Here is a 20,737-nt window from a genome sequence, read left to right on the forward strand (position 1 = left end):
CTGTCGCAAATGGGAGCGACTGTTGACCGGGTAAGAACAATAAAGCCATGCGCATGGCAATTCGGAGAACTACATGAATAATAATCACCTGTGTAGAAGCAGGCTGGCGATGGCTGTTGCCAGTATCACCGCCCTTACCGGGCTTTCCCTCCCCGCTTCAGCGGTTCAACTAGATTTCGAGAACCCGGACTGGTCGGGCCGGCTGGATACAACCTTGTCTGTGGGTGCCCTGTTTCGAACCGAGAGCCAGGATTCTATGTTGGCGGCCACCGGTGACGTGGTCGATATGGCTACGAAAGGTTATGGGTCCCAAATCAATAAGAACGATGCCAACAACAATTACGATACCGGTTTGGCGTCGTTGGTGTACAAAATTACCCCAGAGCTGGATCTGAGCTGGAAGGGGAAATATGGCATGTTTCTCCGCGGCACCGCATTTTATGATCAGGTGATCATGGGCGGTGGGCATGATGGTGGGCAGTTGATTAAGGCTGCTGGCTACCCTGGCGCCATGGGTTTTACCCGTTACGCCACGTATTCTGATTACGCGAATAATGGCACCGGTGATGATTTCAGCGGTGACGCTGAACGATACGCCGGCCAGCGTGCTCGTCTTTTAGATGCGTATGTGTGGGGGAACTTCGATATGTTCGAGCGCCCATTGAATGTTCGCCTTGGGCAGCAGGTGATCAACTGGGGTGAAGCCTTGTTTATGCAGAATGGGGTGAATACGGCGAACTACTTTGATTTGAATGCCTTGCGCCTGCCGGGCTCCGAAATTAAGGAAGCCTTGCTGCCGCTGGATAGCGTCTACTTCTCTTATGGCCTGACCTTTAATGCAACCGTGGAAGCTTTTTACCAGTTTGAATGGAAAAACTCTGAGGATGCGCCCTCGGGTACTTACTTCTCTACCCATGATGGCTTCCCGGGTAAAGGGGCAGACAATGTCATCGTCGATGGTCGAGTTGTTGCGCTGAGCGCTGTTCAGGCGGGTGCAATTCCTTCGCCGGGGCTCCTTGAGCCTGGTTTTGCGAATTATACCGCGTCTAATTACGGTTCTGGTTATCAGTATGAAGCGACTCAGGTAACAGTAAATCGAATTCGCGATAAAGAGGCTAGCGATAGTGGTCAGTTTGGTTTGGCGTACCGTTACTTCGCAGAAGGGCTAAACGGTACTGAGTTTGCGCTTTATTATACGCGAACCCATGCTCGTACCCCCGTCGTTGGTTCTAGCCTGAATAACCTCGAAAACGGCAAGGGTGGTGGCGTTACAGAAATGGCTAGAACCATTGATACCGCTGAGTATCAGATGGCCTATGTAGAAGACCAAGACATGTTCGGCGCAAGTTTTAATACCAGTGTCGGTAATATGTCACTTGCTGGGGAGCTGGCGTATAGGCCTAAACGTGCCATTATTAACGAAGGGGGTGATAACCTGATATCTGCTCTTGCTGGTGTTGCGGGTCAATCCGCTTTGCAGGGTCAGGATGTGGCTATCGGTGATTTGACAGGGCATTGTGTTCGCGCGGAAATGGGGGGCTCCTGCTTGTCTGCGGACACGTTAGTACAAGATGGCCATCTCTACTATTTCTACGATGAGGTAGAAAGTTACAACGGTTCTTTAGTCAGTATCTTCAATTTCGGCCCGACGTTTGGCGCTGATGGCCTGATTGCATTGCTGGAATTGGGCGTCGAACACATTGAAGGGCTTGAAAATCCTGACCTGGAATACAACTCTACGGCGGCAATTCTAGATTCTGAAGCGCAAATTCTCAGCCCTGATGACCCGAACAGGTATTACATGGACCCCACCTCCTGGGGCTACCGTGCGGTGCTGAAAGCGGATTACAGCAATGTCTTTGCTGGTGTTTCCATGAGCCCGAGTGTGCGTTTTGCTCATGATGTAAATGGTAACTCTCCGATTGGCGGCAACTTTATGGAAGACCGTAAGGCTGCGACACTGGGGGTGAGTTTTCTGTACTTGAATAACCTAGAAGTGGCCATGTCTGCTACCACGTTCTGGGGCGCCAAATACTCCAACAAACTGGCCGACCGGAACAACGCGTCCGTTTCTGTTAAGTACTCTTTCTAATATGTTCCAGGTCGGAGTGCCGGCCTGTTGTTAACGGAGAGCAATCATGTTGAAGAAACTGACCGCAATGGGCGGTGCTTTGGCTCTGTCCTTGAGTGTGACGGCCAATGTGCACGCTGGCGTATCTAGCCAAGAGGCGGCGAAATTGGGTAAATCGCTGACGCCTTTCGGTGCACAGGTCAAAGGTAACGGCAAAACCATTTCAACCGGGCTGGGCATTCCGGATTACACCGGCGGCATCCAGCGCAAAGATATTCCCAAGACCTATACCCGTCCGGGCCAACATCACCCAGATCCGTACACCGCTGACAAAATTGCTTTCACGATCACCGCTCAGAACGTGTCCCAGTATGCGGACAAAGTGCCTGACGGCGTGCAGGCGATGCTGAAGACTTACCCGGATACGTTTAAAATGAACGTCTATCCGAGCCGCCGCTCCACCTCAGCGCCACAATGGGTATACGACAACACTAAGAATAATGCCATTAAGGCCAAGCTGGGTGAAACCGGCGTGGATAATGCTTTCGGTGGCATTCCGTTCCCGATTCTCAGTGGTACTAATGAGCAAAAAGCCAAGCAGGCTGTCTGGAACCATATTTTGCGCTGGCGCGGTTTGTACGTGGTTCGCCGTGCTTCGGAAGTAGCGGTGCAGCGTAGCGGTGCTTACTCGCTGATTACCTCTCAGCAGGAAGTGTACTTCCGTTACTATGACCCGAAGTACAATTTTGAAAGCCTGGACAATATCATTTTCTATTACCTGTCCTTTACTAAGGCCCCGGCCCGTCTGGCCGGTGGTGCCGTACTGGTACACGAAATGCTGGACCAGAAACAAATGCCACGCCAAGCCTGGGGGTATAACGCAGGTCAGCGTCGTGTTCGTCGTGCGCCTAACCTAGCATACGATACTCCGATTGCTGCAGCGGATGGCCTGCGTACTGCCGATGACACCGATATGTATAACGGTGCACCTGACAAGTACAACTGGACGCTAGTCAGCGATAAACCGGTGGAAATGTTCATCCCGTATAACAACTACAAACTGGATGATCCGAATGTGAAATATGAGACCCTACTGCAAAAGGGGCATGTGAATTCGGATTACCAGCGTTGGGAGTTGCATCGCGTTTGGGTGGTGGAAGCCAACCTGAAAGAGGGTGAGCGGCATATCTACGCCAAACGCCGTTTCTACATTGATGCGGACTCCTGGCAGATCGCCGCCATCGACCAGTACGACCGTCGTGGTGAGTTGTGGCGGGTCAGCTTAGCCTATATTAAGAATTACTACGAAGTACCAAGCCAGTGGACCGCACTGGATACGTTCCACGATCTGCGCGCCCAGCGTTACCACGTGCAGTTCTTGGATAACGAGGAGTCCTCTATCCTGGATTATAGTCAGCCAGTACCCGGCGACCGTTATTTCCACCCAGCAGCGCTACGCCGACGCGGCCGTTAATTATAAAAAAATGCCGGTTTAATGAAGCCGGAAAGCCAAGGCGACCGGAGTGCTTATGGCACCCGGTTGGTTTTGCTTGGCCGTGAAGCAGGGCCTTTGGGAAGAGCAAAAAAGAATGAAAAAAACAGTGTTAATGGCCTTGTCAGCCGTGCTGTCTGCACCTTCGCAGGCAGATTTCGTTTCCAATAATGGGCCTCTGGTTACGGCAAACAGCTATTTGGATATCGCCTATGCGGATAACCGGATCGTTGCTGTGGGTGACCGAGGCAAAATTCTGTATTCCGATGATCAAGGTGATCATTGGACGCAGGCGATCACACCGTCTGAAGTGCTGCTCACCTCCGTTTGTTTTGCCGATGCTCGCCACGGTTGGGCTGTTGGCCATGATGCGTTGGTATTAGCCAGCAGTGATGGCGGAGAATCCTGGACCGTTCAGTACAGTGATCCTTTGGGGGGCGACGGCGATGTAGGGCTCGCGGAAGAAAAACGGGACGATTACTCCATGGATGATCTCTATGGTGATCCCTACAGCGATAATGCTTACGGGGATGACGGTGGTGATCTTTATGATGGTAGCGATAGAGTCATGGCACCAGTGGATACATCTGGTGCGCCGTTGCTGGATGTGTTTTGCGACAGCCGTGAGAGTGCAGTCGCCGTAGGGGGCTATGGTTATTTCCTGAAAACCAGCGATGGCGGAGCAACCTGGGATAAAGCCCTGGACAGCTTGGATAATCGTGAGGGTTGGCACCTGTACGATTATACCGCCGTGAAAGGGGGCAATGACCGTTACGTTGTAGGCGAAAAAGGTCTCATGTTCCATTCCGCCGACAAAGGCATCCGTTGGAAAAAGCTAGATAGCCCCTATGGCGGCACCCTGTTCGGTGTAACCCCGATTTCTGATAACAACGTCCTGACATATGGCTTGCAGGGCAATGTGTGGTTGACGGCTAATCGGGGGCGCAGCTGGGTGAAAATTCCCTCAAAGCTGACCCGTGGTATCAACGATGGCACCGTACTGGCGGATGGCACGGTGGTGCTGGTCACAAATGCTGGCGGCATCCTTACCAGTCGCGATGGTGGTCAATCCTTTTCCCTACGGTACCTGCCGGGCCGCCGTTCAATCTCCGCTGTTCTTCCCCGTGATGCGGGCGGCATTCTTGTCGCCGGGCAGGGTGGGCTGCGTGTGATCGAAGACGTTAAATAAGGGGCACAGCATGTCTGGTCGCATTTCAAGAAGTATTGCCAGTGGGCTGTTTGCTTTTCGGCCCCTAATTCTCCTGGCTTTTATTGCAGCCACAGTGCTGTTGGGTTTCCAAGCCAGTAAGATCGAACTGAACACCGATATTCGCAAGTTGATCCCGCTGGATCATCCGTATATCCAGAATTACCTGGAGCATCAGAACGACTTGAGCCTGGGCAATGATGTCCGGGTAATTGTTGCTGAAACCCAGAGTGAAGACATTTTCAACGACGATTACGTTAAAGCGTTGAAAGAAATCACCGATGAAGTGTTCGCATTGGAGGGGGTGGATCCCAGCAAGATCCGTTCATTGTGGACCAGCAATGTGCGCTGGAATGAAGTTACGGAGCAAGGCTTTCAAGGCGGTGAGGTGATTCCCGCCGGTTACGATGGCTCCCAGGACTCACTGGAGCAGTTGCGCACCAATGTTTTGCGCTCCGGTCAAGTAGGCCGTCTGGTCGCTGATAATTTCCAGTCTAGTGTTGTGCATGCTTATTTGCTGGATGCTCTGGGGGAGGATGGGGTTGATATTCCGGCTCTCTCTACCCGTCTTGAAGAGATTCGCAGTCAGTATCAAGAGAAATACCCTAACGTCCGCATTCACATTGTCGGGTTGGCCAAAAAAGCCGGTGATGTGATGGCCGCGGCGGAAGAAGTGGCCATGTTCTTCTTCTTCACCCTGGCGCTAATTGCGCTACTGCTGCTAATTGATACTCGCTGCCTGCGCAGTGCCCTGACCGTTACTGTTTGTTCCTTTGTGGCGGTAATCTGGCAGCTCGGGATTGTGAGTAGTCTGGGTTTTACCATCGATCCGTACTCCATGCTGGTGCCGTTCCTCGTCTTTGCCATTGCGGTTTCTCATGGTGTCCAGATTGTGAATACCCTGGCTAACTACGCAGCGCAAGGGCTCAGTTCCCTGGAAGCCGCCCGTTCCACTTTCCGGGCATTGTGTGTGCCGGGCATGGTGGCATTGGTGTCGGATGCCATTGGTTTCCTCACGCTCTACATGATTGATGTGGGTGTGATTCGTGAGCTGGCCATGGCGGCCAGTATCGGCGTGGCCGTGATTATTATTTCCAACTTGGTGATCGTGCCGTTGGTGCTGTCCTACCTGGGCGTAAGTGATGCGTCCATTCGAAAGATTCAGGCAGGAGAGAAGAAAGATCACCCGTTGGCTGGCCTGTTTGCCCGCTTCACGCGTACGCCTTTGGCTGCTCTGTCCATTGCCGTGGCCGTGGCCGGTTACGGAGTGGGTATCTATATGAGCCAAGACCTGAAAATCGGTGACTTGGACAAGGGGGCCCCCGAGCTGTGGCCGGACCCATGTGAAGATATGGAATGTCCGCGTGGCTATGAGCCCAAGCCTCGTTACCGCTATAACCACGATGTGAACTTCCTGGTATCGAATTATTCAGTGAGCGCCGACGTTTTGGTGGTTATGGGCAAGACACCAGTGGAATCCTGCAACACCTACCAAGCTATGCAGACGGTGGATGATCTAGCGTGGAACCTGCGTAATGTAGAAGGGGTGCAGGATGTGGCCACGATTGCGTCTGCTACGAAACAGATATCCACCAACATGAATGAAGGCTCCATGAAGTGGGCGACCATTTCTCGAGACCAGTATGCGTTGAATAACGTGATGAGCTTCATGCCTGATCGCTTATACAACTTGGACTGTTCGCTGACGCCGATTTTCGTGTTCCTCGATGACCACAAGGCGGAAACCCTAGAACGTGTTACCCGTGCGGTGGCTGATTTTTCCCAGATCCGTAACAACCCGGATGTGTTGGAGTTGAAGCTGGCTTCCGGCAACGCAGGTGTGGAGGCTGCCACAAACCAGACCATTGCCGCTAGCCAGTACCCCATGTTGGCGCTGGTGTATGCGGTGGTGTCTGTGTTGATTCTGATTGCTTTCCGCTCTTTTCGGGCGGTGATTTGTATCATCGTGCCGCTTGGGTTGACCTCGATTCTTTGCCAGGCGTTGATGGCGTATCTAGGGATAGGTGTGAAAGTGGCGACGCTTCCGGTGATTGCTCTAGGTGTGGGTATCGGTGTGGATTACGGTATTTATATCTACAGCAAGTTATCCGAGTACCTGAAGCGGGGTATGAATTTGGAGGAGGCCTACAAGCAAACGTTGAAAACTACTGGTAAAGCGGTGGCCTTTACTGGGATCACTTTGGCGGTGGGGGTGATTTTCTGGGGGTTTAGTTCCATTAAATTCCAGGCGGACATGGGCATCTTGCTGACCTTTATGTTCCTGTGGAACATGATTGGCGCTCTGTGGCTTCTGCCTGCTCTGGCTCGTTTCCTGCTCAAGCCTGATTCAGTCCGCGTGAACCTTCGTAGTTAACCAGCGCGCTGATTCGTTGGTTGTGTTTAGCCCGGCTCTGCCGGGTTTTTTTATGCCGTTTTGCGGCTGCTAGAGCGCCCGTAGCATGTCACCTGTTCAACAATTGAGACTGTGGACGTAGGCTGGGTGCTCAATTGGTTCACTGTTCTTCCTACTGTTCGACACAAAACATCGAAGTCCCCGATGCCCTTGGCTATAATGCCGGCGATTACTACCGATCGGGCTCTTTCATGCTGTACTCCTTGGCACGACCTTTATTGTTCTCTCTATCAGAAGAGCATTCCCATGAGTTGACTCTGGCGCTGCTGCGCAAGCGTGCAGGCAAGCTATGGCCCGGTACGGTACCGGCGGTGCCTAAGACAGTAATGGGGATCGAATTCCCTAATCCAGTGGGCTTAGCGGCTGGCCTGGACAAAAATGGTGACTGCATCGATGGCTTGGCGGATCTGGGGTTTGGCTTTATTGAAGTCGGTACTGTAACGCCGCGGCCGCAATCGGGTAACCCACAGCCTCGTTTGTTCCGGCTGCCGGAGGCCCAAGCGCTGATTAACCGCATGGGGTTCAACAATCTGGGTGTAGATTACCTAGTGGCTGCAGTCAAACGCAGCCGCTACAAGGGCGTATTAGGCATCAATATCGGCAAGAACAAGGACACCCCGGTTGAAGATGCCGTGCAGGACTACCTGATTTGCCAGCAGAAAGTGCATGCCTATGCCAGCTATCTGGTGGTGAATGTCTCCTCTCCGAACACGCCCGGACTGCGAACCTTGCAACATGGCGCGGCACTGGATGAGTTGTTGGACACGCTGCGAGAAGCCCAGACACGCTTGGATCAAGAGCAGCGTCGTCGAGTGCCTCTGGTCATCAAAATTGCCCCGGACAACAGTGAAGAAGAGCTGCAGAGCATGGCTGAAGCCTTCTTACAGCATGGAATCGATGGGGTTTGTGTTGGTAACACCACACTTTCCCGTGATGGTGTGCAGAACCTGAAAAATGGTGGGGAGCAAGGTGGCCTCAGTGGTACACCGCTAACCCCCATCGCCAACCGGGCGCTGGCAGTTATGCGCAATACGCTCAATGGCCGCATTCCGATTATCGGTGTAGGCGGCATTAATAGCGCGGGCGATGCGTTGGAAAAGCAGCGCCAAGGTGCTGACTTGGTACAAATTTACAGCGGTCTGATTTATCAGGGGCCCGGTTTAATCGGCGATATTGCTCGCGCCTGGCCGAAGAGCATCTGAGTTTGAGTTGATATTAAAAAGGGCCCGGGTGGGGCCCTGCGGGCCGGCGCTGAATGCGCCGGTGTTGTGAAAATGGAAGGAACTAACCGATATTTTTTAGATTCTGAATGCTGGCAACCCCGAGCATACCGTGAGCAAAGTCAGTGCGACCTTCGCGCCATCCTCCCATCCAGTTGGTGCGAGCCTGGAGAGTGCCAAACGGGCAGTCTTCGCGAGATTTTCCATCCAGGCCGGCGTTATATCCCCGGTTGTAAGCGCGGTCGTCTTTATTACGTTTTTGTCGCTTCATAAACGCTTTCCCTTTCACCGATAGCGGAATCGAAATATGACCCCCGGCTGAGACTGTAGCCAAGTATGGGGCCGACACATTCAGTATGGGAAACCGGTAAAGTAGTGTCGAATACCATGTAGCAATATGGCCACTGCTGTTTAAGCATATGGCGTATAAAGGACAGTTTGATGACAGTTTATGTAATGCATTGAAAAATAATGGTTTATTTTTTGTTTTGCACATAAATTAGTCATTTTAGAGGATTAGATAATGGAATTTGTGGCCACCTGCATGCCAGGTCTGGCAGATCTGCTCAGCGACGAACTAGGCTCACTGGGCATATCCGTAACAGAAACCGGGCGTGCGCATGTCAGTTTCTCCGGGGGCGTGGCGGATGCTCTGAAGGTGTGCCTCTGGTCCCGTTTGTCCGAGCGGGTGCTGCTGCATCTGGCCACGTTGGGTGTGACACCGGATATTGCACCGGAAAAGTTGGCGGCTAGCCAGGATTGGCTATCTTTGGTGGGGAACAATGCACCGGTACATCTGCATATTGAGCACGGCGCTGAAGTGCGTGGTGATAATCGGATCAGTGCCAAACGGTTTATTCATGCATTACCGGAGCAGTTTGCCATCTCCCGTGAGCCGAAAGGCAGTTGCTGTATTCGTGCCCGGCTGGATTTGAATGAGGCACATCTGTGGTTGGATCTGGCCGGCGAGCCTTTGCATCGCCGTGGATATCGCCTCGCAGGCGGTCGTGCGCCGCTACGCGAAACCTTGGCTGCAGCCATGTTATGGGCTGTAGGGTGGGGCAAGGAAGGTCGCCATTCCGCGCTGATCGATCCGTTTTGCGGTAGTGGTACCCTGGTGATTGAAGCGGCGCTGATAGCAGCAGGCCGCGCCGCAGGTGCCCAGCGTCAGCACTATGGCTTTCAGCAGTGGCGTGGTTGTCGGCGCCAGTTGTGGTTGGATGCCCAGAAGGAAGCAGGTGAGAGTGGTAAGCGCCCAGTGCCAGCCGTATCGCTGAAAGGGTTTGATTCTGAAGCGAGCACATTGCAATTGGCTTTGCAGAACGCAGAGCGCGCCGGAGTGCGTAACGCAATTCATTTTGAGCGCCGGGAACTGGGTGCTCTGCGGCGTCGAGATTTTGTTGATAACGGTATTGTGGTGGGTAACCCGCCTTGGGGTGAGCGCCTGGAGGAAAAACCACAAGCGGGCTGGCTACATTATGCGCTGGGTCGTATTTTGTCGGTTCGAGCGCCGGGCTACCAGGCATTGTTGCTGGGTGCGGATGCGGAAGTCATGGACCGCTCTGGGATGAATTTGGAACAGCAATGGCGCCTGAAAAATGGCCCGTTCAATAACTTTATCCGTCTTTATTCGCCCCGTAAGCAGACGCCAGCCAATGTGGTGAAAGTTGCTGATGATAGTGCGTTCAACGTGCCCGAGGGCGCCCAACCCTTATTAAATCGGCTGCGCAAAAATGGCAAACACCTGCGCCGTTGGCTGGAGCGGGAGGACATTCAGTGCTACCGGCTGTATGACCGCGATTTGCCAGAATTCAATGTGGCCGTGGATATCTATGCGGATCAGGTGTTGGTGCAGGAGTTCAAGGCACCTAAAACCATTGATCCGGAAAAAGCGAAAGAGCGCCGTGATTGGGCGGTGACAGCGGTGCGAGCGGCCTTAGGTGTTCACCGTGAGCAGGTGCACCTGCGCACCCGTGAAAAGCAGAAGGGGAATCAGCAATATCAAAAGCTGGATGCTCAGGGACAATACCGGGTTGTGCGTGAAGGGCAATCGCAGTTGTTGATTAATTTGCAGGATTACTTGGATACCGGGCTATTTCTCGATCACCGGCCCACGCGTTTGCGTATCGCTGAAGAGGCCAGTGGTAAGCGCTTCCTTAACCTGTTTGCGTACACGGGGTCTGCCACGGTGCATGCTGCTGTGGGTGGCGCAAAGCGCACCGTTACGGTGGATTCCTCCAAGCGGTATCTGGATTGGGCAGCCTGCAACCTGGCCGCTAACGGTTTCTCCACCGATCAGCATGAATTGGCTCGGGCCGACACCATGCGTTGGCTGGATGAGTGTAAGGAGCAGTTTGATCTGGTGTTCTGCGATCCGCCCACTTTTTCCAATAATAAGTCACGGAGTGACTTTGTGGTGGAAGAGCATCACGGTGATTTGATTCGCAAGATTATGCGCTGCTTGGAACCGGGTGGGGTGCTGTATTTCTCCTGTAATTACCGTCGCTTCCAAATGGATGAAAGCATCAGCAAGTGGTACGCGGTAGAGGATATCTCACGTTGGAGTATCCCGGAGGATTTCCGCCGCAATGAAAAAATCCATTATTGCTATGCCATTCGTCATGTGGAGGATGCATGACGGTGCTGTTGTATACCACCTTGGGGTGCCACCTTTGTGATCAGGCCAGGGAGCTGGTGGCCATGGTCAGGCCGGATCTGGAAATTACGCTGGTAGATATCGCTGAAGATGACACCTTGATCGAACAGTATGGTGAGCGAATCCCGGTATTGATGCGCGAAGGGCAGGAGCTGGCTTGGCCGTTTGGCTTGCTCGACGTACAGCAGTTTCTTTGCTGATGTTTTGATGTCGGGTTACGCCTTTCTGGCTAGCTCGACAAACATCCTGCGCATTGCCCTGATGCGTTTTTTCCGGTCAGCGAAACAGCGTTAACGCATTTTGATACGTCATGGCGGCGACTTGTTGCGTCTCCTGCCCGCGTAATTGTGCGACACGTTGGCCAATCCAAGGCAGTAGCGCAGGCTCGTTACGGCGCTTTTTCGGGGGCGCTTGCGGCAGGTCCCGGGGGAGTAGATAGGGCGCGTCTGTTTCCAAAAGCAGGCGGTTATCCGAAATGTTAGGCAGCAGCTCTGCCAGCGGTTTGCCACGTCGTTCGTCGCAGACCCAACCGGTAATGCCGATGTGGCAATCCAGATCCAGATAGGCGAACAGAGCCTCACGGGAACCGGTAAAGCAATGCACAACGGCGCCAGGCAGAGCATCGCGGAAGGATTTCAGGATAGGGAGAAAGCGTTCATGGGCATCACGCTCGTGAAGAAAAACCGGCAATTTGTATTCCGCCGCCAGGGCTAACTGAGCCTCGAAGGCCCGCTCCTGCTCTGGGCGCGGAGAAAAATCCCGATTGAAATCTAAGCCCATTTCGCCGGCAGCTTTTATCTGTTCATGGGCGAGTAGATCTCGTAGCTCTGCTTCTAGCGCAGCAGAGTAAAAACGAGCGCTGTGAGGGTGCAGGCCGGCGGTGGCGAAAAGCCCTGAGTGCTCGTCGGCGAGGGCAATGGCCGCGCGGGAATCGTCGATAGTGGTGCCGGTAATTAGCTGCCAAGTAACTCCGGCGCAAGCCGCACGCTCAATCACGGCCTCCCGGTCGTCATGAAATTGTCGATCGGTGAGGTTAACGCCGATATCGGCCCATTGTTCAGGCGCGATTTTCTGCGTTTCCGAAGGGGGGCTGTTGTGAAGTGCGGTCATCGGTTTCCTGCTCAAATAGCTGCTCGCGCAGGGATTCTACCCGACGACGGTTGGCACCTAAATCCCAATAACCGGCCCGTGATGCGGAACGGACCTCCACCATGCCATTCTCGCGAACATAGAAAGTGACATCATCTACAAAACGCAGGATCCGACTGGTGAAGCGGGCTTGAATACGCGACTGGCCGACAACATCGTAGTCCACACGGGGAAGACTGCCCAGCAGTGTTTCCAGCTTTTTCAGGCTGCTTTCCCGGTCGGCGGCGACCTGTAACGGGTCAACGCGCTTGTCACTCTGTGTAGCCAGGCTGGATACACAGTTGGGTGAGTCCGGGCAGGGTGCCAGAAGATGGGTTTCAGCCATGGCAAATGCACTCCATACAATCAGGCAAAGGCCTGTACCGGCACGGATACAGGCTTTAAAAAGAGTTTGGGTCACGAATTAGCCCCACAAAAATGCCTTCAATAATAAGTTGATCAGCGGGCACTTTGATCGGTTCATAGGCTTCGTTAGCCGGGAGTAGTGTGGCGCTGGATTTATTCAACTTTAAGGTCTTTACCGTGACTTCTTCGTCAATGCGCGCGACAACGATTTCACCGGAACGGGCCACATTGGATTTGCGCACGGCAATTAGGTCGCCATCGAAAATGCCCGCATCCACCATGCTGTCGCCTTGCACCTTTAATAGATAGGTGGGGCGCTGTTTAAACAGGCCTTGGGGTACTGGCACGGTTCGTTCCACGTTCTCGATGGCTTCAATGGGGATCCCCGCAGCCACTTTACCGACGACGGGCAGTTCCTCTTCACCCCAGTAGGCATGATCAAGTAGTTGGATTCCGCGAGAGCGATCACTGTGAAGTTTGATATAGCCTTTGCGCTCTAAGGCACGGAGATGGTCTGAGGCCGCATTCTTGGATTGGAATCCCATAATGTCGGCAATCTCTGCACGGGTAGGGGCCATGCCGTTGTCCTTAAGACATTCACGGATGCAGTCGAGGACTTGTTGCTGCCGGTCGGTAAGTTTGCTGCTCATAACCTTCTCCCTGTTTCCTGCAGAGTGTGGCGCTTAGCCGTGGCCTCTAGGGGGGGCTAGTTGGGCGCCTTTCGGTGCGTGTAGGCCTATGTATTGGTCACTTGCCTGAGCGTGTAAGTAATGGCTGACAGGAAGTGCTATATTCAGGATGCTAGCATGTTTACTGACAATAAGAACAGTGTTATTTGGTCAGCATTGGGAGAAGAGTTCACCCCTCTTTTTTTCCTTGCCGTTGCTCTGTTGTGGAGGTCGCTCTAGCATGTGTGTAGTTGATTACAATGCCATCAGACCAGTGGGGGTAGTGGATGGAGCAGGCCAATAATAATGATTTCGGCCAGCAACGGCGTCGCCAGCTGTTAGCGGGCGTGCCGTTTTTTAATGAAATTAATCGTGATGATCAGAACGAATTTTCCCGGCTTGAACAGACCACCCGTCTTTGGGTTGCCGCTTCGGGAGAAAGCGTAATTCGAGCCGGTGAGGTGGATTCCACTCTGTACTTTTTGTTGAGGGGGCAGCTGGAAGTGTTATCGGAGAATCCCCAGGGTGCGCCGTTGTATTATGTATCACCGGGTGAGGTGTTTGGCTCCTTGTCTATGCTGCTGGGGACTCCGCGTAGTGCGACTATTAAGGTGACAGATAATGCCCGCGAAGCGGTATTGGCAAGCTTGGATTTCAATGATTTTAATGATGATGGCAGTGCCTATTCGCTGGCAACCCGGCTGGCTTTTTTCCATATGATTGTGCATCACATTCGCTGGACTTTGGAGGTGAAGCGAATGCAGGCACCGACCCATGAACTGGTTCAGTCTATGCGCAAGTTGCCAGTGTTTTATGGCGAGAAAAACAGTCCGCAAGAGCTGGCTGCATTGAAAGCGCAGGCGCAAGGGCTGGCAGAATTGCTGTGTCGCTGGAACGAGGAAGGCCAGGCCAGCACCGGGGCTCTGCAGCTGACCTGAGGGGCTCTGCTTCGGGGAATACGCGCTGCGCTATTTCCCCGTTGCTAGTGCTGGTCTACCTTAACGGCCAGCACGTCGCAGTGCGCACCGGGGACCAGGCCTCTGGCCGTGGAGCCTAGCAGCAGTGCTAGGCCGCTTCGCGTATGACTGCCCACCACGATTAAATCCGCGCCTATCTTGTCTGCCTTGTCGAGAATGGTTTTTTCGATAGATCCCATATCCACGTAAACGTTGGCTTCCGGCACGTGGTATTGGCCGGCGTATTTATCTGCCATTTCTTGGGCTTGTTTCATCAGCCCGCTTTGCAGGTCGGTTACATCCATGGGTACATCCGCGCCGTAGGCCAGAGCCAGCGGTTCTATCACATGGATTAAATGCAGTTCGCCGTCATTGCCCGACAGTACGCCAGCCGCGCGGGACAGTACCTGGGGTGATTCATCGCTGCCATCGATGGCAACCAGTATTCTGCGATAGGGACTCAGCACGGTTCTCTCCCTGAAAAATGAGGTTCATTGCAGTATAGCGTGCTTGTGCGGCGTTGCTAGCAGGCTGTTTTACAGATGAGGGTTGCCCTGACAGGGTGGCTTGTACTACTACTAAAAAAGGAGCAAGGGGGCAGTTCCTGCTTGACCCGCCTATACCGGCGCTGTCTAAATAGCGCCCATCACACGCCTTAGACCGGATGTTGAGTACCTGAGAATGGGAAAATCGTTAGTAATTGTGGAGTCGCCTGCCAAGGCAAAAACCATTAACCGCTACCTGGGCGACGACTTCATCGTGAAGTCCAGCGTCGGCCACGTGCGCGACCTGCCGGTCAGTGGTGGCTCCAAAAAAAGCACCCCTCAAGAGCGGGCCAAGGAGGCAGCCTACACGCGCTCCTTGCCCAAGGAAGAGCGGGATGCCTATAAAAAGAAGAAGGCCAAGAAGCAGCTGATCAATCGTATGGGGATCGATCCGGAAAATGGCTGGGCCGCCCACTATGAAGTGCTCCCCGGTAAGGACAAGGTGGTTGATGAGCTCAAGCGCCTGGCTGCGAAAGCAGACCGCATCTATCTGGCAACGGATTTGGACCGCGAAGGGGAGGCTATTGCCTGGCACCTGCGGGAAGTTATCGGTGGCGATGAAGAGCGCTTCGACCGGGTGGTGTTCAACGAAATTACCAAGAAAGCCATTCAGGCGGCTTTCGAAGAACCCGGCAAGCTGGACTTGCACCGGGTAGAAGCCCAGCAGGCTCGTCGCTTCCTGGATCGGGTGGTGGGCTTCATGATTTCCCCGCTGCTGTGGGAAAAGATCGCCCGCGGATTGTCTGCCGGTCGGGTTCAGTCCGTAGCGGTGGAGTTGGTAGTGGAGCGTGAGCGTGAAATCCGCGCTTTTATCCCGGAAGAATTCTGGGAGCTTTACAGCGATACCCACAGCGGCGATGGTGAAGCCCTGCGTTTGCAGGTGGCAAAGCACAACGGTTTGGCGTTCCGCCCTAACAACGGCGACGATGCCGCGGCGCACAAGCAAGCTCTGGAAAATGCCGGCCGCCTGACCATCAGTCAGCGCGAGCAACGGCCGACCCGTTCCAAGCCTTCCGCGCCGTTTATTACCTCTACCCTACAGCAGGCGGCCAGTACGCGGCTGGGCTTCGGGGTGAAAAAGACCATGATGATGGCGCAACGGCTTTACGAAGCCGGCCACATTACCTACATGCGTACCGACTCCACCAACCTGAGTTCCGATGCGGTGGCAGCCTGCCGGGAATGGATCGGCGAAAAGCTGGGGGATAAGTATCTTCCCGACGAGCCGTTGTCTTACAGCAGCAAGGAAGGGGCCCAAGAAGCGCACGAAGCGATTCGTCCTTCTGATGTACGGCGTACCTCCGATTCCCTGAAAGATATGGAACGCGATGCGCAACGCCTTTATGAATTGATTCGCCGTCAGTTTATTGCCTGCCAGATGCCCCCGGCGGAATACCTCAGCTCCACGCTGACGGCCATCGGCAATGGCTATGAGCTGAAAGCGAAAGGGCGCATCATGAAGTTCGATGGTTGGACTCGCATTCAGCCGCCGGCCTCGCGCAAGGGCCAAGAAGACACCTTGCTGCCGGACGTGAAAGAAGGCGATGTGCTGGCCATCGATAATGTGGACGCCAACCAGCATTTCACCAAACCGCCGGCGCGCTTTACCGAAGCAAGCCTGGTTAAGGAACTGGAAAAGCGAGGCATTGGTCGCCCGTCTACCTACGCGGCGATTATCTCCACCATTCAGGACCGTGGCTACGTGCGTCAGGATAACCGCCGTTTCTATGCGGAAAAGATGGGCGACATCGTCACTGACCGTCTGGTAGAGAGCTTCCCCAACCTGATGGACTATGGCTTTACCGCCAGCATGGAAGAAACCTTGGATGAGGTTGCCGAAGGGCGGCGTAATTGGCAGGACGTGCTCAACGAGTTCTACAAAGACTTTGTGAGCAAACTGGATGCAGCCCAAGGTGAAGGCACTGGCAAGCAGGCAGTGGGCGGCATGCGAGCCAACCTGCCTACCGACACCGATATCGAGTGCCCTAGCTGTGGCCGCCCGATGCAGATTCGTACCGGCTCCACCGGAGTGTTCCTGGGCTGTTCTGGTTATGCTTTGCCGCCGAAAGAGCGCTGCACCGCGACACTAAACCTGTTGCCTGGTGAAGAAGCGGAAGCGGTGAAAACGGATGATGATGAAGAAGCGGAAACCAATGAATTGCGTAGTAAGAAGCGTTGTCAGAAATGTGGCACCGCAATGGAAAACTACCTGATCGACGAAAAGCGCAAATTGCATATTTGCGGTAATAACCCGGACTGCGACGGTTATGTGATCGAGAAGGGTGAGTTCCGTATCAAGGGTTATGATGGCCCGGTGCTGGAATGTGAGAAGTGCGGCAATGATATGCAGTTGCGCACAGGGCGTTTTGGCAAGTTCTTCAAATGCACCAATGATGAGTGTGGCAATACCCGCAAGCTGCTTAAGAGCGGCGAGCCGGCACCGCCACGAGCCGACCCGATTCCTATGCCGCACCTGCAATGCCAGAAGGTGGATGATCATTATCTGTTGCGTGACGGTGCCTCTGGCCTGTTTCTGGCCGCCAGCAAGTTCCCCAAAAATCGGGAAACGCGGCCGCCACTAATCGAAGAAATTCAGAGTGTGGCCGAGCAGCTGGATCCCAAACATGCCTATTTGGCCCAAGCGCCTGCTACGGACCCGGACGGCAATAAAGGCGTGCTGCGCTATAGCCGCAAGGCCAAAGAGCAGTATGTGATGAGCGAGATCGACGGTAAGGCTACCGGCTGGATGGCGTTCTATCGTGATGGCAAATGGGTCGAGGAACAGGCCAAGAAAAAAGCCCCCGCGAAAAAGAAAGCCGCGGCCAAGAAAAAGGCCACGAAGAAAAAAGCCGCGGCCAAGAAGTAACATGCATGCTATAGCCTGTGGCCGCTGTTTTCGTATCTTGAATGATGAAGGGTCACGCGCAGCAAAGAGAGGATGAACGCGGGTACGGCTAGCCAATTCATTGGGTGTGCTCCGCGCCTTGTAGCTCAAAGCTTGTAGTGGGTAGCTGTTTTAAGAGTGTTTTTTATGTCCAGAATGGTTCGAGATAATACCGTTAGTGGTTTGCGCGAGCGGCTCTACTTTGCCCGCGCGCTGTTGCAGCAACTGACTCACGATCAGGCCGATGCCACCCCAACCGTGCGGCTGGCATTGCGTGGGGCGGTGGTCTTTCACCTTTATTCCGTGCTGGTGGGCTTGGCGCGGCAATCTGGAAAGACCTTTCAGGTTGCCCATACCGATACCTTGTTCAGCCTTGCTGCATTGGAGCAGGCTTTTCGGGACGCGGGAGTGGAGGCGCCGGAAATCGCTATTTTGGCTCGTGCCCGTGCCGATCGGGGTGATCTGATTGCCTGGCTGGATGGTGAAATGCAAACCGCACTGGGCGCGGCTGGTTTGGCCCGTCGTCCGACACCGCCCAATGAAAGTGATGCGCTTAACTTGATGGCAGAAGACCGTTATGCCCCTCTGGCCGACGGTGACCTGCAACGCCTTGCTGACAGCGTTACCCGCGTGGGAGAGCTGGTAGAGCACTGCATGGGGTATCTGGAAGAGTGGTGAAGGTCAGTCGATAGTTGATCGTAGGCAGTTGAGCGCTAGGTGCATCGATGATGTTTCTGGTGGCAAACGCAAGAGGCCGCTCCCAGAGAAGGGGGCGGCCTCTTGCGTTTGGGCTCATGGAAATCTCAGCGGGCCACTATCAACAGTCAATTATTTTTTGGCCTCTTTGAGCATCGCCGTTTTGGTTTAAATCGCTATCATGGTAAACACGCTGTTGCTTGCTTTGCCGGCATCGCCCCAGACATGTGTACCGTGAGGAACTCCATGAACGTTCGTTTACTGCCTGCCGTTTTGTTTATCAGCTTGGCTGCGCCCACTGTGCTGGCCCAGAGCCCGGAAGAAAAAGGGCTGCAAATCGCCCAGGAGGCGGATAGCCGTGGCGAGGGTTTCGGGGACTTCCAGGCGGACATGAAAATGGTGCTGATCAGTAAGAGCGGCCAGACCTCTGAGCGGGAGCTGCGAGTGAAAACGCTGGAAGGCACCGGCGAGGGGGAGGGCGACAAGAGCTTGACCATTTTCGATACCCCCCGTGATGTACGTGGTACGGCCATGCTCACGTTCAGCTACAAAACCCGCGACGACGACCAGTGGCTGTATCTGCCCGCCCTCCGCCGGGTAAAGACCATCGCCTCGCGGAATAAATCCGGGCCTTTCATGGGCAGTGAGTTTAGTTTTGAAGACATGCGCGGCCAGGAAGTGGAGAAATACACCTACGAATACCTGCGCGATGAGCCCTGCGGCGAGCTGACCTGTTTTGTGGTAGCTCGTTACCCGCAAGATGAAGACTCCGGTTATATCCGTCAGGTTTCCTGGATCGATCAGCAGGAATACCGTACCTGGAAAGTAGATTATTACGATCGCAAGGAAAGCCTGCTCAAGACACTGAAAGCCAGTGATTTTTCCCAGTACCAGGACAAGTATTGGCAGCCTGGGAAGATGTCCATGGTCAACCACCAAACCGGAAAATCCACCGACCTATTCTGGAGTAACTACCGCTACGGTACCGGGCTGGACGGTGCGGATTTCAACAAAAATAGCTTGAAACGCGCACGTTGATCTCGCGCGTTAGTACTATGAAAATCGGGTTGGTTACGGCTTCGCTGTTGACGATGCCATTGGCTTCCTTTGCGTGGGAATTTCGCGGTGAAGTGGGGTTGGAAGGGCGTTACTTTACCCAGGATTCGCCTTACCCTCAGTCGGATTATTCGACCAACGGTTCCGTGTATCTAAAGCCGGAAATCCTCCATGAATGGAACAACCGTGATGACCTGCTCACGTTTATTCCCTATGCCCGAGTGGATGAAAACGATACGGAGCGGACCCATTGGGATATTCGCGAACTGTCTTGGATTCATGTGGGCAACGGCTGGGAATCGCGTGTGGGTATTCGCAAGGTGTTTTGGGGCGTAACTGAAGGCCGGCATTTGGTGGACGTTATCAACCAGACCGATCTGGTGGACCAGGTGGACGGCGAGGAAAAGCTCGGCCAACCCATGATTAACCTGTCCACTGTTCGCAACTGGGGGATTGTCGATGTGTTCATTCTACCAGGCTTTCGTGAGCGCACTTATGCGGGCGAAGACGGTCGACCGCGTACACCTTTGCCGATATCCAACAATGCCTACTACGAATCCTCAAAGGAAAATCAGCGGTTCGATTTTGCCATTCGCTACCAGCAGTACTTCGACAATGGGCTTGAGCTGGCGCTGTCGCATTTTTCCGGCACCAGTCGGGAGCCGTTGCTGGTGCCTGATGCTCTCACCATGGCGGAGTTGTCAGCACTGATTGCCACCGGGCAGTTGCCGGCGGGCAGTAATCCGCAATTGACTCCGTTGTATAACGTTATTGATCAGACAGGGCTGGAGCTTCAATACCTGAACAGCGGTTGGCTGTGGAAACTGGAAGCGATAAGTCGATCCGGTCAGGGCGAGCGTTTCAGTGCCGTGGATGGCGGTTTTGAATATACCCAAGTGGGTTTGTTTGATACGGCGGCAGATCTAGGCTGGATCGTGGAATATATGTGGGAAGACCGAGCCGATAGTTTGGCTTCGCCCATGGCAAGTGATGTGTTGTTCGGAACCCGGTTTACGTTCAACAACGTGGCCTCCACTGAAATCCTTGCCGGGGTTATCTATGATACGCAAGAGCAAGAAAAAGCGTTTAGCGTGGAATCCAGCCGTCGTATTGGCAACAACCTGAAGGTAACTCTGGAAGCCCGTTTTTATACCGATGCTGGGAAGCCACAAAGTGCCACGCAACTGTATCAAGATGCGCTGCGCAACGTGAATAGCAACCCCGGCCTAGGTCCCGTCAGCCGCTCTGATTTTATCCAGTCGGAGCTGGTGTATTATTTTTAGCATGATGCTGGGCGCCAAATACGTGGTGATAACACCCGTGTTTTCATGAGATGGCGAGCGTTGAAGTTTACGCTGGATACCTGGCTTTCTTTCTTG

Annotated in this window: 17 protein-coding genes; 12 read left to right on the forward strand and 5 right to left on the reverse strand. The window is 53.9% G+C overall.

Features of this window, described 5'->3' with window-relative positions:
* The first annotated feature begins 109 nt into the window (after positions 1-109).
* From AS19_RS05320 to AS19_RS05340, 5 genes are all read left to right on the forward strand, one after another.
* Complete coding sequence (locus AS19_RS05320) at positions 110-2,092, forward strand: DUF1302 domain-containing protein (RefSeq protein WP_231860981.1); 1,983 nt, start codon at positions 110-112, stop codon at positions 2,090-2,092.
* 46 nt (positions 2,093-2,138) lie between these two features.
* Entirely contained in the window at positions 2,139-3,545 is a 1,407-nt protein-coding gene (locus tag AS19_RS05325; RefSeq protein ID WP_011588284.1) for a DUF1329 domain-containing protein, read from the forward strand.
* A 115-nt stretch (positions 3,546-3,660) separates the two neighbouring features.
* The gene (locus AS19_RS05330) at positions 3,661-4,752 is read left to right on the forward strand and encodes a YCF48-related protein (RefSeq protein ID WP_035458753.1); all 1,092 of its coding nucleotides are present in this window, start codon (positions 3,661-3,663) and stop codon (positions 4,750-4,752) included.
* A gap of 10 nt (positions 4,753-4,762) precedes the next feature.
* Positions 4,763-7,144, forward strand: coding sequence for an RND family transporter (locus AS19_RS05335; RefSeq protein ID WP_011588286.1), 2,382 nt, complete (start codon positions 4,763-4,765; stop codon positions 7,142-7,144).
* A 230-nt stretch (positions 7,145-7,374) separates the two neighbouring features.
* Positions 7,375-8,385, forward strand: a complete 1,011-nt coding sequence (locus tag AS19_RS05340; protein ID WP_035458494.1) for a quinone-dependent dihydroorotate dehydrogenase — start codon at positions 7,375-7,377, stop codon at positions 8,383-8,385.
* Between the two features lie 82 nt (positions 8,386-8,467).
* On the opposite strand, the gene rmf is transcribed toward AS19_RS05340, so the two are convergent.
* A complete protein-coding gene (gene rmf, locus AS19_RS05345) occupies positions 8,468-8,674 on the reverse strand; it encodes a ribosome modulation factor (RefSeq protein WP_035458491.1) in 207 nt (68 codons plus the stop codon).
* Between the two features lie 252 nt (positions 8,675-8,926).
* Between rmf and rlmKL the strand changes: the two genes are divergently transcribed.
* Positions 8,927-11,041: a bifunctional 23S rRNA (guanine(2069)-N(7))-methyltransferase RlmK/23S rRNA (guanine(2445)-N(2))-methyltransferase RlmL gene (rlmKL, locus tag AS19_RS05350; RefSeq protein WP_035458489.1), complete on the forward strand. Its 2,115-nt coding sequence runs from the start codon at positions 8,927-8,929 to the stop codon at positions 11,039-11,041.
* The gene (locus tag AS19_RS05355) at positions 11,038-11,259 is read left to right on the forward strand and encodes a glutaredoxin family protein (protein ID WP_035458486.1); all 222 of its coding nucleotides are present in this window, start codon (positions 11,038-11,040) and stop codon (positions 11,257-11,259) included. The genes rlmKL and AS19_RS05355 overlap by 4 nt, the downstream gene beginning before the upstream one ends.
* Before the next feature lie 76 nt (positions 11,260-11,335).
* Here the strand turns inward: AS19_RS05355 and AS19_RS05360 are convergent, their stop codons facing one another.
* From AS19_RS05360 to lexA, 3 genes are read right to left on the reverse strand one after another with little or no spacing between them, the layout of a single operon-like run.
* Positions 11,336-12,169: a TatD family hydrolase gene (locus tag AS19_RS05360; RefSeq protein WP_231860982.1), complete on the reverse strand. Its 834-nt coding sequence runs from the start codon at positions 12,167-12,169 to the stop codon at positions 11,336-11,338.
* Positions 12,117-12,533, reverse strand: coding sequence for a DUF1499 domain-containing protein (locus AS19_RS05365; protein WP_041704920.1), 417 nt, complete (start codon positions 12,531-12,533; stop codon positions 12,117-12,119). The genes AS19_RS05360 and AS19_RS05365 overlap by 53 nt, the downstream gene beginning before the upstream one ends.
* A gap of 55 nt (positions 12,534-12,588) precedes the next feature.
* Positions 12,589-13,203 (reverse strand): transcriptional repressor LexA, encoded by a 615-nt coding sequence (gene lexA / locus AS19_RS05370; protein ID WP_011588293.1) that lies wholly within the window; start codon positions 13,201-13,203, stop codon positions 12,589-12,591.
* A gap of 305 nt (positions 13,204-13,508) precedes the next feature.
* Between lexA and AS19_RS05375 the strand changes: the two genes are divergently transcribed.
* Entirely contained in the window at positions 13,509-14,159 is a 651-nt protein-coding gene (locus tag AS19_RS05375) for a cyclic nucleotide-binding domain-containing protein (protein WP_011588294.1), read from the forward strand.
* A 44-nt stretch (positions 14,160-14,203) separates the two neighbouring features.
* Here the strand turns inward: AS19_RS05375 and AS19_RS05380 are convergent, their stop codons facing one another.
* Positions 14,204-14,644, reverse strand: coding sequence for a universal stress protein (locus tag AS19_RS05380; protein WP_011588295.1), 441 nt, complete (start codon positions 14,642-14,644; stop codon positions 14,204-14,206).
* Between the two features lie 214 nt (positions 14,645-14,858).
* Here AS19_RS05380 and topA point away from each other — a divergent pair, with 214 nt between their 5' ends.
* The 4 genes from topA (at position 14,859) to AS19_RS05400 (ending at position 20,641) form a co-directional block, all read left to right on the forward strand.
* Positions 14,859-17,588: a type I DNA topoisomerase gene (gene topA / locus AS19_RS05385; RefSeq protein ID WP_011588296.1), complete on the forward strand. Its 2,730-nt coding sequence runs from the start codon at positions 14,859-14,861 to the stop codon at positions 17,586-17,588.
* 165 nt (positions 17,589-17,753) lie between these two features.
* Complete coding sequence (locus AS19_RS05390) at positions 17,754-18,284, forward strand: hypothetical protein (protein WP_035458480.1); 531 nt, start codon at positions 17,754-17,756, stop codon at positions 18,282-18,284.
* A 264-nt stretch (positions 18,285-18,548) separates the two neighbouring features.
* Positions 18,549-19,340, forward strand: coding sequence for an outer membrane lipoprotein-sorting protein (locus tag AS19_RS05395; RefSeq protein ID WP_011588298.1), 792 nt, complete (start codon positions 18,549-18,551; stop codon positions 19,338-19,340).
* A gap of 17 nt (positions 19,341-19,357) precedes the next feature.
* Positions 19,358-20,641, forward strand: a complete 1,284-nt coding sequence (locus AS19_RS05400; protein WP_011588299.1) for a hypothetical protein — start codon at positions 19,358-19,360, stop codon at positions 20,639-20,641.
* The last annotated feature ends 96 nt before the right edge of the window (positions 20,642-20,737 follow it).

The organism is Alcanivorax sp. NBRC 101098, assembly GCF_001010505.1.
GTDB lineage: Bacteria > Pseudomonadota > Gammaproteobacteria > Pseudomonadales > Alcanivoracaceae > Alcanivorax > Alcanivorax borkumensis.

Coding starts and splice junctions, on each gene's coding strand:
- AS19_RS05360 (WP_231860982.1), bottom strand. CDS start 12,169: ATGACCGCACTTCACAACAGCCCCCCTTCGGAAACGCAGAAAATCGCG.
- AS19_RS05400 (WP_011588299.1), top strand. CDS start 19,358: ATGAAAATCGGGTTGGTTACGGCTTCGCTGTTGACGATGCCATTGGCT.
- AS19_RS05320 (WP_231860981.1), top strand. CDS start 110: ATGGCTGTTGCCAGTATCACCGCCCTTACCGGGCTTTCCCTCCCCGCT.
- topA (WP_011588296.1), top strand. CDS start 14,859: ATGGGAAAATCGTTAGTAATTGTGGAGTCGCCTGCCAAGGCAAAAACC.
- AS19_RS05340 (WP_035458494.1), top strand. CDS start 7,375: ATGCTGTACTCCTTGGCACGACCTTTATTGTTCTCTCTATCAGAAGAG.
- AS19_RS05395 (WP_011588298.1), top strand. CDS start 18,549: ATGAACGTTCGTTTACTGCCTGCCGTTTTGTTTATCAGCTTGGCTGCG.
- AS19_RS05365 (WP_041704920.1), bottom strand. CDS start 12,533: ATGGCTGAAACCCATCTTCTGGCACCCTGCCCGGACTCACCCAACTGT.
- rmf (WP_035458491.1), bottom strand. CDS start 8,674: ATGAAGCGACAAAAACGTAATAAAGACGACCGCGCTTACAACCGGGGA.
- AS19_RS05355 (WP_035458486.1), top strand. CDS start 11,038: ATGACGGTGCTGTTGTATACCACCTTGGGGTGCCACCTTTGTGATCAG.
- lexA (WP_011588293.1), bottom strand. CDS start 13,203: ATGAGCAGCAAACTTACCGACCGGCAGCAACAAGTCCTCGACTGCATC.
- rlmKL (WP_035458489.1), top strand. CDS start 8,927: ATGGAATTTGTGGCCACCTGCATGCCAGGTCTGGCAGATCTGCTCAGC.
- AS19_RS05375 (WP_011588294.1), top strand. CDS start 13,509: ATGGAGCAGGCCAATAATAATGATTTCGGCCAGCAACGGCGTCGCCAG.
- AS19_RS05390 (WP_035458480.1), top strand. CDS start 17,754: ATGTCCAGAATGGTTCGAGATAATACCGTTAGTGGTTTGCGCGAGCGG.
- AS19_RS05330 (WP_035458753.1), top strand. CDS start 3,661: ATGAAAAAAACAGTGTTAATGGCCTTGTCAGCCGTGCTGTCTGCACCT.
- AS19_RS05325 (WP_011588284.1), top strand. CDS start 2,139: ATGTTGAAGAAACTGACCGCAATGGGCGGTGCTTTGGCTCTGTCCTTG.
- AS19_RS05335 (WP_011588286.1), top strand. CDS start 4,763: ATGTCTGGTCGCATTTCAAGAAGTATTGCCAGTGGGCTGTTTGCTTTT.